Here is a 12,303-nt window from a genome sequence, read left to right as displayed (position 1 = left end):
TCTGCGCTGCTCACAGCTGCTCCCCCTCTTTGCCGATCTCGGATTCGGCGGAATTCTTGTCCAACAGGTCAAACCATTCGGCGGCAGTGGCCACGTCCTTGTCACCGCGTCCTGACAGGTTGACGATGACGATCTTTTCAGCTGCGGAGTCCGGGTCTTCGGCGGCAAGCCGCTGGCCCACCTTCATGGCCCCGGCCAATGCGTGCGAGGACTCGATGGCGGGAATGATGCCTTCGGTGCGGCACAGGAGGCGGAAGGCTTCCATGGCTTCGCTGTCCGTGATGGGCTCGTAGCTGACCCGTCCGATGTCGGACAGGTAGGAGTGCTCCGGGCCGACACCAGGGTAGTCCAGGCCGGCGGAAATGGAGTGCGACTCGATGGTCTGTCCGTCGTCGTCCTGCATCAGGTAGGAGCGTGCGCCGTGGAGGACGCCGGGCTTGCCAAGCGTGATGGTGGCAGCGTGCCGGCCGGTCTCCACACCGTCGCCACCGGCCTCGAAGCCATAGATCTTCACGGAGGGATCGTCCAGGAACCCGTGGAAGATCCCGATGGCGTTGGAGCCGCCGCCGATGCAGGCGCAGACGGCGTCCGGGAGCCGGCCCTCCTGCTCCAGGATCTGGGCGCGGGCTTCTTCCCCGATGACCTCGTGGAAGTAGCGGACCATGGCGGGGAACGGGTGGGCGCCCGCGGCGGTACCCAGGAGGTAGTGCGTGTTGTCAACGTTGGCCACCCAGTCCCGGAGGGCATCGTTGATGGCGTCCTTGAGGGTTTGGGATCCGCTGGTTACGGGAATGACCTTGGCACCCAGGAGTTCCATCCGGGCCACGTTCAGCGCCTGGCGGCGGCAGTCCTCGGCGCCCATGTAGACGACGCATTCGAGCCCCATGAGGGCAGCGGCGGTGGCGCTGGCCACGCCATGCTGGCCGGCGCCGGTCTCGGCGATGACGCGGGTCTTGCCCATCCGCTTGGCAAGCAGGGCCTGGCCCAGGACGTTGTTGATCTTGTGCGAGCCCGTGTGGTTGAGGTCTTCACGCTTGAGGAAGATGCGGACCCCGCCGGCGTGCTGGGAGAACCGCTTGGCTTCGGTCAGCAGCGAGGGCCGGCCGGAGTAGTTCTTGTTCAGGTCCGCGATCTGCGCCCGGAATTCGGGATCGTCCTTGGCCTTGTTGAAGGTCTCTTCAAGTTCGTCCAGGGCGGCGATGAGGGACTCGGGCATCCATCGCCCGCCGTAGTTGCCGAAGTACGGCCCCGGGGCGTGGCGGAGGGATCCGCCCTGCAGGAATGCTTCCGCGGTGTTGTTGTCAGCGTTTCCTGAGGGTGCGTCAGCCATCAGTCCTGTCCTGTTCGGTGGTGGTTGGTCAAAAGTTTGCCGTTCCGGCATGGCCGGAACGGGATGCCTGTGCTGCGGGGCCTGCATGCTGCAGGCCCCGCAGGAAGCCGGGTGGTACGTGCTTCAGCCGCGGGCGGCAATGGCCGCGGCGCCGGCGGCGGTGAACTCGGCGATGCGTTCCCGGGGCGTGGCATGGCTTACCAGTGCCTCACCCACGAGTATGGCGTTGGCACCGCTGGCGGCGTAGTGCGTGACGTCGCCGGCGTCGCGGACGCCGGATTCGGCAACCACGACGGCCTCGGCCGGAATCAGCCCTGCCAGTGAGGCAAAGACGGAACGGTCGACGTCGAGCGTTTTAAGGTTGCGCACGTTGACGCCGATGATGCGCGCGTTGGCCGCGACGGCACGCTCAATTTCCTCTTCCGTGTGCGTCTCGACGAGCACGTTCATGCCGAGGTTCCGGCTGAGGGCGCTGAATTCGGCGAGCTGGGCGTCCGAAAGGGCGGCCACGATCAGCAGGATGAGGTCGGCGCCGTGGGCACGGGCCTCCCAGATCTGGTACTCGTCGAGCGTGAAGTCCTTCCGCAGCAGCGGGATGTCGACGGCGGCGCGCACGGCGTCGAGGTCGGCCAGGGAGCCGTTGAAGCGGCGCTGTTCAGTGAGGACGCTGATGACGGAGGCACCGCCGTCGGCGTACTGCCTGGCCAGCGACGCCGGATCCCCGATGCTGGCGAGATCGCCCTTGGAGGGGCTGCGGCGTTTGATTTCGGCAATGACTTTCAGCTGTTCCCGGGTTGGGGAGGTTCCGCCGAGGGCTGCCCAGGCGTCACGGGCAGGTGCCGCGGCCTGGGCCCGGTCCTTCAGCTCAGCCAGCGAAACGAGCTGCTTCCTGGCCGCCATATCCTCCCTGACACCGGCGTTGATGTCGTCGAGAACAGTCGCCATCAGTGGCCGGAGTTCTTCAGCTTGCTGCCATCGACGCCGTAGCCTGCCTTGCGCATGATGAAACCGAGGATCAGGCCGACGACCATGACGGCGATGCCGCCGATGAAGATGGGCGTGCTGGCGATGACGAAGGCGATGGCTGCGATGAGCGCGCCAACGAGCATCACGATGACGCAGGTCCAGGCGGCCGGGCTGTTGCCGTGGCCCAGTTCCTGGCTGTGGTCAATGGCGCCGGGGGCCACCGTGCGGGTGCCTGACTTGGAAACGGACGCAGGTGCTTTGCTCATGGAAATCTCCTCAGGATGGATACTGCTTACATTCTGCCATTTTTTGGCTGCCGCCCGCGTACCGCCGGGCTTGCCGTCCCTGCCGGTCCGGGCGCCTGCCGGGGTTAGGTGGGATCCTCGCCGCGGGAAAGCCGGTCCCAGCTGTCGATCTCGTCCACGGGGCCGGCCGGTGCCGTTGCGCCGGCAGCTGCGGTCCCCGCGGCACCGGCGGCGTCATATTTGGTGCGCGCCTTCCAGTAACGGGAGGCGGGCAGGATCAGCAGGGCTGCCACGGCGAGAAGGCAGCCGGCGACGACGGCGAGTACCGGAAACGGGGTCAGGTCCACGTGCGCCTGGCTGCCGGAGACTCCGGTGGCCGCTGCAATGGATCCCTGCGCCGCCGTGAGCGGGTCGGCCAGGACGGTGGCCGCGGCGGTCACCACGCCGGCCGCGGCAAGGACAATAATGGCGGTGATGACCCACCGGGCGATCCTGCCCGCAATGGCCGCCGCGAGCCCGCCGGCCAAGGCAACAAGGGCCAGGGCCGTGACGGTGGTGGCTGCTTTGCTGCCCTGTACCTGGATGACGCTTTGGGCTGGGCCGGACTGTCCCACCTGGTTGGGGTCCAGGGTGGCAGTCATCCAGGTCTGGGTGGTGGTGCCGAATGCGGCCAGCGCCAGGAAGGCGATCAGCAGCACCAGCGTGGACTTGCGCGCCCAGGCCGGTACGGCCCTGCTCTTCCCGGGCTTGACCGCCTTGGCCGCCGCTCCTGCCGCGGGTGCGTCGCCAGGCCGGTCCGGTGCCATGTCGGAGGCCGGCATCAGGACGCCGTCCCGCCGGGCAGGGAGTCCGCGGAAATGTTGTGCAGCGATCCTGCCGTGTGCACGGCACGCAGCGGGGCGGCGGCCTTATTGACGGTTTCCAGCGCCTCGGTGGGGTTCACGGAGTCAGCCACGATGCCGCCACCGGCCTGGACGTAGGCCCGTCCTTCACGGATCAGGGCGGACCGGATGGCGATGGCCATGTCCATGTCGCCGGCGAAGTCGAGGTAACCCACCACGCCGCCGTAGATGCCGCGGCGGTGCGGTTCCAGCTCGTCGAGGAGGCGGAGGGCCCTGGGCTTGGGGGCACCCGAGAGGGTGCCGGCCGGGAAGGTTGCCTTCAGCACGTCATAGGCTTTGGCCTGCGGGGCCAGCCGGCCCACCACGGTGGACACCAGGTGCATGATGTGGCTGAAGCGCTCCACCTCCATGAACTGGGTGACGTCCACGGTGCCGGCCACGCAGACCTTGGAAAGGTCGTTGCGGGACAGGTCCACCAGCATCAGGTGTTCGGCGCGTTCCTTCTGGTCCGCCAGGAGCTCCTCGGCCAGGGCCTTGTCTGCTTCGACGGTCTTGCCGCGCGGACGGGAGCCGGCGATGGGGTGGGTGATGACTTCCTCGCCCGTGACCGTCACGAGTGCTTCCGGCGAGGACCCGACGATGGAGTACTCGCGGCCGTCGGCGTCGGCCAGGCTGAAGATGTACATGTAGGGGCTGGGGTTGGTGTTGCGCAGGACCCGGTACACGTCCAGCGCGGACGCCTGGCACTCCATCTCGAACCGGCGCGAGATCACCACCTGGAAGACCTCTCCGTCCACGATGGCTTCCTTGCCGCGGTCCAGCGCGGCAAGGTACTCGGCCTCGTCCCAGCGTTCCTGGACGCTGGACGCGAAGTCCAGGGCTGCCGGTGCCAGCACGGAGACGGGCTGCACCACGGGGGCACTGATCTTTGCCAGGAGTTCCTTGACCCGGGCCACGGCGTCGTGCCAGGCCTCGTCCACGCGCTCGGAGCTGTTGTCGAAGTTGATGGCGTTGGCGATGAGCAGGACCGTGCCGTCCACGTTGTCGTGCACGGCCATGTCGGTGACCAGGTTCAGGGCCATTTCCGGCAGGTGCAGGTCGTCCTCGGGCGGGCTGACCAGCCGTTCCCAGTGCCGGACGGTCTCCCAGCCGAGGAAGCCCACCAGGCCGGAGGTAAACGGCGGCAGCCCGTCGAAGCGGTCGGTTCGCAGGGCGTCGATGGTGTCGCGGACGGCGTCCACGGGACTGCCGCTGACCGGGACGCCCGCGGGCGGTTCGCCGAGCCAGTGCGCCTGCCCGTCCTTAGTGGTCAGGGTGGCGCGGGACCTGGCGCCGATGAAGGAGTAGCGGGACCAGGCACCGCCTACCGCCGCCGATTCCATCAGGAAGGTGCCGGGCTGCCCCTGCGCCAGCTTCCGGTACAGGCCGATGGGGGTTTCGGCGTCGGCGAGGACCTTGAGCCTGACGGGAATGACGCGGCTGTGGCCGGCGAGTTCCCGGAATTCCTCGAGGCTCGGGCTGATGGTTCCAAGGTCCTGCATGGTTATGCTTGTCCGCCTGTTCTTCGAAAGGGCCGGCAGTGCCGGGCACCTTGGTGTTCTTGCTGGGGGGCCGTGGAGGGAAGCCGGCCGGGCAGCTATCCGGTTAGCCTGCCTGGCCTGCCAGCACGTCGAGGGCCCGGCCGTCGAAGCAGGTGCGGGTGCCCGTGTGGCAGGCCGCGCCCACCTGGTCCACGCGCACCAGCAGTGCGTCGCCGTCGCAGTCCAGAGCCACGGATTTGACCCACTGGACGTGCCCTGAAGTATCGCCCTTGCGCCAGTACTCCTGCCGTGAGCGGGAGTAGAAAGTGACGCGGCCGGTGGTCATGGTGCGGTGCAGCGCTTCGTCGTCCATCCAGCCAAGCATCAGGACTTCGTTGGTGTCGTACTGCTGCACCACTGCGGCCACCAGGCCGGCGCCGTCGCGCTTAAGCGCAGCGGCCACTTCCTGGGGAAGCGGGCTGGCCGGCACGGATTCCACGGGCGGGGACACGGCGGATCCTGCGGTTGGGACGGGGGCTGGCTGCTCAGACATCGGGTCAAGTCTAGTGCCAACACGGGCCCGTACTCCTGTTGTGAACAACGGCACGCCACCGGCCGCTGAAGTGCTGCCCAACTCCGCGCCTCTCGTGCTAGTTTCACAAGTGATGCATTTCGTCGAACCGTCCCGAGAAGTCCTGGCCGAAACCCTGCTTGCGGCCGGCCCTGATGCGCCCACACTCTGCAAGGGCTGGCGTACCAGGGACCTTGCCGCGCACCTGTACCTGCGCGAGCGGAAGGCCGCCGTCGGGCTCGGTTTGATCATCAAGCGCCTGGCCAAGGCATCGGACCAGGCCACCGCCAGGCTGGCGGCAAAGCTGACCAGCAACGACGACTATGCCCGGCTGGTGAACACCTTCCGCGCCGGTCCCCCGGCGCTTTCGCCGATGAGCATCAAGGCACTGGACGAAAGTGCCAACCTCATTGAGTACTTCGTGCACACCGAGGACGTACGGCGGGCCGTGGACCGGTGGGCGCCCAGGGCACTTGATGAGGCATACTCGGACGCCCTGTGGGACGAACTGGTCAAGCGTGCCGCCATCCTTTACCGCGGCGTGGACCTGGGCATTGTCCTGGTCCGTCCGTCCGGTCCGCGGCATGTCGCCAAGCGGGCGCCTGTTTCGGTGGCAATTGTCGGTGAGCCGGGCGAACTGCTGATGCACGCCCACGGCCGCACCCGCCATGCCCTGGTCACATTCGAAGGCCAGCCGGACGCCGTCGCCCTCCTCCAGTCAGCCGAAGTAGGGCTCTAACCCCTCCAACTGAGTAGCGCCAAGTGTCGTTATGAGCCCTCAAAACGACACTTGGCGCTACTTTAGTTGGGTTGGGACACGCTTCAGCGGACTTCGAAGCCGGCTTCCCGGATCGCTTCCTTGACCTGGGACATCATGTCGTCCGGCCCCCAGTGGAAAATCGAGGCGGCCAGGACCGCATCCGCGCCGGCTGCGACGGCCGGCGGGAAGTGCGCAGGCTCCCCCGCGCCGCCGGAGGCGATGATGGGAACCTTGACGGCGGCCCGGACCAGTTTGATGAGTTCGAGGTCGAAGCCGTCCTTGGTGCCGTCGGCGTCGATGGAGTTCAGCAGGATCTCCCCCACCCCACGGTCCGCTGCTTCCCGGGCCCATTCAATGGCATCGATCCCGGTGCCGGTGCGGCCGCCGTGGGTGGTCACTTCAAATCCCGACGGCGTGGGCTGCGAGCCAGGGCGGGTGCGGCGGGCATCAACGGACAGGACCAGCACCTGGGAACCGAAGTGGCGGCTGATTTCATCGATGACATCGGGCCGGGCCACGGCTGCGGTGTTGATGGAGGCCTTGTCCGCGCCGTAGCGCAGGAGCTTATCCACCTCGGCCACGCCGCGGACGCCGCCGCCCACCGTCAGCGGGATGAAGACTTCCTCGGCGGTGCGGCGGACCACGTCGAACGTGGTCTCGCGGTTGCCGGAGGACGCCGTCACGTCAAGGAACGTCAGTTCGTCGGCACCGGCGTTGTCGTACCGGTGGGCGAGTTCCACGGGGTCGCCGGCATCGCGCAGGCCCTCGAAGTTGACGCCCTTGACGACGCGGCCGGCGTCGACGTCAAGGCAGGGAATGACGCGTACTGCTACTGCCATGGGAACTCCTGGAGTCTGTGGTGGTTACTGCGGCCGGCTCAGATGCGGCAGGCGTGGATGCTGCTGACCAGGATGGCGCGCGCGCCGAGGTCGTACAGTTCATCCATGATCCGGTTGGTTTCCTTCTTGGGCACCATGGACCGGACGGCCACCCAGTCAGAGTCGCGCAGCGGTGAAACAGTGGGCGATTCGAGGCCCGGTGTCAGGCCGGCCGCCTTCTCCACGAGCTCCTTGCGGATGTCGTAGTCCATCAGCACATACTGGCGCGCCACCAGGACGCCCTGGAGGCGGCGGATGAGGACGTCGATTTCCCTGGCGGTGCCGTTGGCGGCTCCCCCGTTGCCGGTGCGGCGGATCAGGACGGCCTCGGATTTGAGGATGGGATCACCGAAGATTTCCATGCCCGCGGCCTTGAGCGTGTTGCCGGTTTCCACGACATCGGCGATGGCGTCTGCGACGCCGAGCCGGACCGAGGATTCAACCGCCCCATCCAGGCGGACCACCTTGGCGTTGATGCCGCGTTCGGCCAGGTAGCTGCGCAGCAGGCCATCGTAGCTCGTGGCCAGGCGCTTGCCGTCAAGTTCGGCGGCAGAGCCAAAGTCGCCCACCGGGCCGGCAAAGCGGAAGGTGGAAGCGGCGAATCCCAGCGGAAGCAGCTCTTCGGCCTCCACCCCGGCGTCCAGCAGCAGGTCGCGTCCGGTGATGCCGACGTCGAGCGTTCCCTGGCCGACGTAAACGGCAATGTCGCGGGGGCGGAGGAAGAAGAACTCAATGTCGTTGTCGGGGTCCACCATGACCAGTTCGCGGCTGTCACGGCGCTGGCGGTATCCGGCTTCGGAGAGCATGGCGGAGGCGGCTTCGGACAGGGAGCCCTTGTTGGGGACGGCTACTCGCAGCATTGGGGAATTCTTTCTGGGGTGGAAGGTCTGGGTTTCAGGCAGTGCAGGCCACAGCGGGCCCGGCGTCAGCGCGCCGGGCCGGTGGCTACAGATGCTTGTAGACGTCTTCCAGGGTCAGGCCTTTGGCGAGCATCAGAACCTGCAGGTGGTACAGCAGCTGGGAAATTTCCTCGGCCGCGGCTTCATCGGATTCATATTCGGCAGCCATCCATACTTCGGCTGCTTCCTCAACGACTTTTTTGCCGATGCCGTGAACACCGGACTCCAATTCAGCGACGGTGCGGGAGCCTTCCGGGCGGGTGGCTGCCTTCTCGCTGAGCTCAGCGAACAGCGTCTCGAAATTCTTCACGCCCTCCAGCCTACTTGCTGCGGCCGCACCGGCGCTTCCCGGGCCATTGCATGACGGGCGCGATGTGAGCGAATACACACCGCGCCCGCGCAGCAGGCTGTCTCTTAGCCCTGGTACTGCTTGAGCACAACGGCGGTGGCCAGCGCCGCCGTTACGGCCTCATGGCCCTTGTCTTCCTTGGAGCCGGGCAGGCCGGCGCGGTCCAGTCCCTGCTGTTCGTTGTCGCAGGTAAGCACGCCGAAGCCCACCGGCACACCGGTGGAGACGCTGACGTCGGTCAGGCCCGACGTCGCGGCCTGGCAGACGTAGTCAAAGTGCGGGGTTCCGCCGCGGATCACCACGCCGAGGGCAACGACGACGTCAAAGTGCGGTGCCAGGCGTGCTGCAGCAACCGGCAGCTCAAAGCTGCCGGGAACGCGCAGCACGGTGGGCTCGGCAATGCCGGCGTCCTTGGCGGCCCGGAGCGCGCCGTCCAGGAGCCCGTCCATGATCTGCGTGTGCCAGCTGGCTGCGACGATCGCGAGCTTCAGCTGCGAGGTCTCGGCCGGGTTAAGGGTGCTGAGGTCGATGTCGGGGGCGCCGTGTCCACTCATGGGTTCTTCTGTTCCGTTCAGTCTTGTTCGTGGTCGAAAGGGGTTTCGGGGGCCGGCACGGGCACCGGGGCCACCTGGGTGTCCAGCAGCAGCCGGTGTTCCATGCGGTCCTTCTTGGTGCGCAGGTAACGGATGTTCTGTTCGCGGGAAGGCACCTCCGTGGGCACCATTTCCACGACGTTCACGCCCGCCTTGGCAAGCCTGTTCTGCTTGTCCGGGTTGTTGCTCAGCAGCCGCACCTCGTGCAGGCCCATTTCGGCGAGGATCTGCGCTGCGGCCTTGTAGCACCGGGCATCAACGGGCAGGCCCAGTTGTTCATTGGCCTCCACCGTGTCAAAGCCGGCCTCCTGCAGGGCGTAGGCCTTGATCTTGTTGGCCAGGCCAATGCCGCGGCCCTCCTGGCCGCGCAGGTAGAGCAGGGTGCCGCCGTTGTCCCGGATCAGCTCCAGTGCGTAGGCAAGCTGTTCGCCGCAGTCGCAGCGGTAGGAGCCAAAGACATCGCCGGTGAGGCACTCGGAGTGCAGGCGCACCAGGGGCGCTTTACCGTCGGTGGGGGCGTTGGGGGAACTGACGGCCAGGTGTTCCACTCCGGTCACCAGGTCAGTCCATGCCTGGGCCACGAAATCGCCGAAGGCGGTGGGCAGCTGCACGACGGGCCCTCCGCTGACGGGATGGGGTGCCTCGCCGGAGACCGCGTGGTGCTTCCGGTGGCCGTTCTGCTGGCTGTCTTCGCTGGCTGCCGCTGCCGTCATCGTTTCTCCTTCTGTACGCCCGGCGTTACCCGGACATCCTCACGCTGGGTTCCCCCGGCCCCGGCTTCAAGATACGCCACCAGGTCCTCAATGGAGATCAGGGGACATCCATGTTCCGCTGCGAACGAACGCAGGCCGTCCAGCCGCATCATTTCACCGTCGTCGTACACCACTTCCGCGATCACCCCGACCGGCTCCAGGCCCGCAAGGCGGCACAGGTCCACGGCGGCCTCGGTGTGGCCCTGGCGTTCCCGCACACCACCGTCAACCGCACGCAGCGGGAAAATATGCCCCGGGCGGGTCACAGAGGCCGGGCTGGCTTGCGGGTCGGCCAGGATGCGGGCGGTCAAGGCCCGGTCCGTGGCGGAGATTCCCGTGCTAACACCGATCGCTGCGTCGCAGGACACTGTGTAGGCCGTGCCTTTGGCATCCTCGTTGACGGCCGTCATGGGCGGCAGTGCCAAGGCGTCGGCGCGTTCGCCGGTCAGCGGCACGCAAATGACGCCGGAGCTGTACCGGATGGTCCAGCCCATCAGGGCGGGCGTGGCGTGCTGGGCGGCGAAGATGATGTCGCCTTCGTTTTCGCGGTCCTCGTTGTCGACCACGAGCACGGGCCGACCTGCGGCCATGGCGCGCACTGCATCCTCAATGGAGTCCAGTCCTTTAGCGGGCGCGGCCGCCTGGCCGCCGGAGGCACCGTCGGTGTTGACGGCAGCCGCGGCAGCGGCGGATTCCAGGTGTACTGCGGCGTTCACAGCGCACCTCCCGCAACCGCGGTGCCACCGGTACCCGCGGCTGCGCCGGCATCGCGGAAGGCAAGCAGCCGTTCGGTGTACTTGGCCAGGACATCGACCTCCAGGTTCACCCGGCTGCCGGCGGTTTTGGTGCCCAGGCCCGTTTCGGCCAGGGTCGTGGGGATCAGGCCCACTTCGAACCAGGGCTCCTGCTCCGGCGCCGGGCTGACAGCCGTCACAGTGAGGGAGACACCGTCAATGGCGATGGACCCTTTCTCGGCAATGTAGCGGGCCAGGTTGGCGGGGACGCCAAAGCGCAGGCGCTCCCAGTTGCCCAGGGGTTCGCGTTCCAGCAGGACTCCGACGCCGTCCACGTGTCCTTGTACGACATGCCCGTCCAGGCGCCCGCCTGCAGGAACACAGCGTTCCAGGTTGACCGAATCCCCGGCAGCGAGTTCGCCGATGGTGCTCCGGACCAGGGTTTCCCCCATGACGTCAACGCTGAACTCCTTGCCGTCAATGGCGGTTGCCGTGAGGCAGACCCCGTTCACGGCAATGGAGCCGCCAAGTGGCAGGCCCTCGGTGGAGCCGGGGGCGTGCAGCCGCACGGTGGCGCTGGTGTTCCCGTCGCGCTCCACGGACAGCACCTGCCCCTGCTCGGCAATAATTCCGGTGAACATCAGTAGCCTCCCTGGGCTTGCTCCGCGCTGCCGCGGGTTGGTGGGTGGTCGAATGCAACTTTCCGTTGCGGTCTGAGGTGAAGCCTGAGGTCCCGGCCGAGCGTCCGGACGGCGCCGCCGTCGGCCTCGTCCCATTCCCATTGCTGGGCGTCCGGGAGGCTGCTAATGCCCAGCCCGTTCAGGGCGGGGGTGCCGGATCCCAGCAGGGTGGGCGCCAGGTACACGATGAGTTCGTCCACCAGGCCCGCTGAGAGGAAGGCGCTGAGGATCCTTGACCCGCCTTCCACCATGACGTGCCGGATGCCGGCTTGATACAGCATGGTCAACGCTTCGCGCGGGTCCCGGGTGGGAAGGTGGACGGCCAGGCCGTCATCGCCACGGATCGCGGCGCCGTCCGGGATTCCGCGCAGTCCCATGACGGCCCGTACCGGCTGTTTGGGTGCGGGGTCGCCGGAGGGTTCCCGGGCGGTCAGGCGCGGGTTGTCCACCAGCACGGTCTGGCTGCCCACCAGGATGGCGTCGATGCGGCTGCGGATTCCGTGGTTGTCTGCCAGCGACTCGGGGCTGGAGATCCATTGGCTGGTGCCGTCCTCGGCAGCTATCCGGGCGTCCAGGGTCTGGGCGATGTGGAGGGTGACGAACGGGCGCTTGGCGGCGACGGCCTCGAACCACTGGCGGTTCATGTCCAGGGATTCGTCGGCACCGAGGCCGCTGCGGACCCGGACGCCGGCCGTTCGCAGCGTTGCGGCGCCGCCGGCGGCGGGGTCATGGGGATCGTCGACGGCGTAGACGACGTCCGTGATGCCGGCATCGATGATTGCTTCCGTGCACGGCCCGGTGCGGCCCACGTGGTTGCAGGGTTCCAGGGTGACCACCATGGTGCATCCGGAGAGGTCCAGGCCGACGGCGGCTGCCTGGGCAATTGCGTCGGCTTCGGCGTGCGCCGTGCCGGCGCCGCGGTGGTAGCCGGTGACAAGGTGGCGTCCGTCAGGACCGACGACGACGGCGCCCACCAGCGGGTTCGCGCCGCGCGGACCCTGCAGGGCTGCCCGCAGGGCGTGCTCCATGGCCCGGGTTTCGTCGGCGCTGAAGGCAGTGACCACCCCGGCGGCGGGCGTCAGTTCCACGGCGCCCGTCATGCGGCGGCCGGAGCGGGTTGGGTGGCTGCCTTGGAGGCGGCAGGATTTTCGGCGTTTAAGAGCCATCGCTGGGGGTTCATGTGC

General features: G+C 67.5%; 15 protein-coding genes. 1 reads left to right on the top strand and 14 read right to left on the bottom strand.

Going from position 1 to position 12,303, the window contains the following annotated elements; genetic code table 11:
• Positions 1-10: 10 nt before the first annotated feature.
• The 6 genes from trpB to hisI form a co-directional block, all read right to left on the bottom strand.
• Positions 11-1,330 (bottom strand): tryptophan synthase subunit beta, encoded by a 1,320-nt coding sequence (trpB, locus tag FBY33_RS13685; protein WP_142031037.1) that lies wholly within the window; start codon positions 1,328-1,330, stop codon positions 11-13.
• 123 nt (positions 1,331-1,453) lie between these two features.
• Positions 1,454-2,275, bottom strand: a complete 822-nt coding sequence (trpC, locus tag FBY33_RS13680) for an indole-3-glycerol phosphate synthase TrpC (protein WP_142031036.1) — start codon at positions 2,273-2,275, stop codon at positions 1,454-1,456.
• Positions 2,275-2,562 (bottom strand): HGxxPAAW family protein, encoded by a 288-nt coding sequence (locus tag FBY33_RS13675; RefSeq protein ID WP_142031035.1) that lies wholly within the window; start codon positions 2,560-2,562, stop codon positions 2,275-2,277. Before FBY33_RS13675 ends, trpC begins: the two co-directional genes overlap by 1 nt.
• A 104-nt stretch (positions 2,563-2,666) precedes the next feature.
• Positions 2,667-3,362 carry a Trp biosynthesis-associated membrane protein gene (locus FBY33_RS13670; RefSeq protein WP_142031034.1) on the bottom strand — a complete coding sequence of 232 codons (696 nt, stop codon included), beginning with the start codon at positions 3,360-3,362 and terminating at the stop codon, positions 2,667-2,669.
• Entirely contained in the window at positions 3,362-4,924 is a 1,563-nt protein-coding gene (locus FBY33_RS13665) for an anthranilate synthase component I (RefSeq protein ID WP_142031033.1), read from the bottom strand. Before FBY33_RS13665 ends, FBY33_RS13670 begins: the two co-directional genes overlap by 1 nt.
• Before the next feature lie 103 nt (positions 4,925-5,027).
• On the bottom strand, positions 5,028-5,456 hold the full coding sequence (gene hisI / locus FBY33_RS13660) for a phosphoribosyl-AMP cyclohydrolase (protein ID WP_142031032.1): 429 nt from the start codon (positions 5,454-5,456) through the stop codon (positions 5,028-5,030).
• A 112-nt stretch (positions 5,457-5,568) separates the two neighbouring features.
• On the opposite strand from hisI, the gene FBY33_RS13655 reads away from it, so the two are divergent.
• Positions 5,569-6,213, top strand: a complete 645-nt coding sequence (locus FBY33_RS13655; protein ID WP_056333402.1) for a TIGR03085 family metal-binding protein — start codon at positions 5,569-5,571, stop codon at positions 6,211-6,213.
• Positions 6,214-6,296: 83 nt separating this feature from the next.
• Here the strand turns inward: FBY33_RS13655 and hisF are convergent, their stop codons facing one another.
• The 8 genes from hisF to ribD form a co-directional block, all read right to left on the bottom strand.
• On the bottom strand, positions 6,297-7,073 hold the full coding sequence (gene hisF, locus FBY33_RS13650) for an imidazole glycerol phosphate synthase subunit HisF (RefSeq protein WP_142031031.1): 777 nt from the start codon (positions 7,071-7,073) through the stop codon (positions 6,297-6,299).
• A 38-nt stretch (positions 7,074-7,111) separates the two neighbouring features.
• Positions 7,112-7,972, bottom strand: coding sequence for an ATP phosphoribosyltransferase (hisG, locus tag FBY33_RS13645; RefSeq protein ID WP_142031030.1), 861 nt, complete (start codon positions 7,970-7,972; stop codon positions 7,112-7,114).
• A gap of 85 nt (positions 7,973-8,057) precedes the next feature.
• Positions 8,058-8,321 carry a phosphoribosyl-ATP diphosphatase gene (locus FBY33_RS13640; protein ID WP_009358176.1) on the bottom strand — a complete coding sequence of 88 codons (264 nt, stop codon included), beginning with the start codon at positions 8,319-8,321 and terminating at the stop codon, positions 8,058-8,060.
• Positions 8,322-8,425: 104 nt separating this feature from the next.
• The gene (gene ribH / locus FBY33_RS13635) at positions 8,426-8,914 is read right to left on the bottom strand and encodes a 6,7-dimethyl-8-ribityllumazine synthase (RefSeq protein ID WP_142031029.1); all 489 of its coding nucleotides are present in this window, start codon (positions 8,912-8,914) and stop codon (positions 8,426-8,428) included.
• A 17-nt stretch (positions 8,915-8,931) separates the two neighbouring features.
• Positions 8,932-9,666, bottom strand: coding sequence for a GTP cyclohydrolase II (gene ribA, locus FBY33_RS13630; RefSeq protein ID WP_142031028.1), 735 nt, complete (start codon positions 9,664-9,666; stop codon positions 8,932-8,934).
• Positions 9,663-10,421 (bottom strand): 3,4-dihydroxy-2-butanone-4-phosphate synthase, encoded by a 759-nt coding sequence (ribB, locus tag FBY33_RS13625; RefSeq protein ID WP_142031027.1) that lies wholly within the window; start codon positions 10,419-10,421, stop codon positions 9,663-9,665. Before ribB ends, ribA begins: the two co-directional genes overlap by 4 nt.
• Entirely contained in the window at positions 10,418-11,080 is a 663-nt protein-coding gene (locus FBY33_RS13620; protein ID WP_142031026.1) for a riboflavin synthase, read from the bottom strand. The genes ribB and FBY33_RS13620 overlap by 4 nt, the downstream gene beginning before the upstream one ends.
• Positions 11,080-12,219 (bottom strand): bifunctional diaminohydroxyphosphoribosylaminopyrimidine deaminase/5-amino-6-(5-phosphoribosylamino)uracil reductase RibD, encoded by a 1,140-nt coding sequence (gene ribD / locus FBY33_RS13615; protein WP_142032870.1) that lies wholly within the window; start codon positions 12,217-12,219, stop codon positions 11,080-11,082. The genes FBY33_RS13620 and ribD overlap by 1 nt, the downstream gene beginning before the upstream one ends.
• Positions 12,220-12,303: the final 84 nt, after the last annotated feature.

It is taken from the genome of Arthrobacter sp. SLBN-112 (genome assembly GCF_006715225.1).
GTDB lineage: Bacteria > Actinomycetota > Actinomycetes > Actinomycetales > Micrococcaceae > Arthrobacter.
Note: the sequence above shows the minus strand (reverse complement) of the source record. Positions and strands in the feature narration are given on the sequence as shown.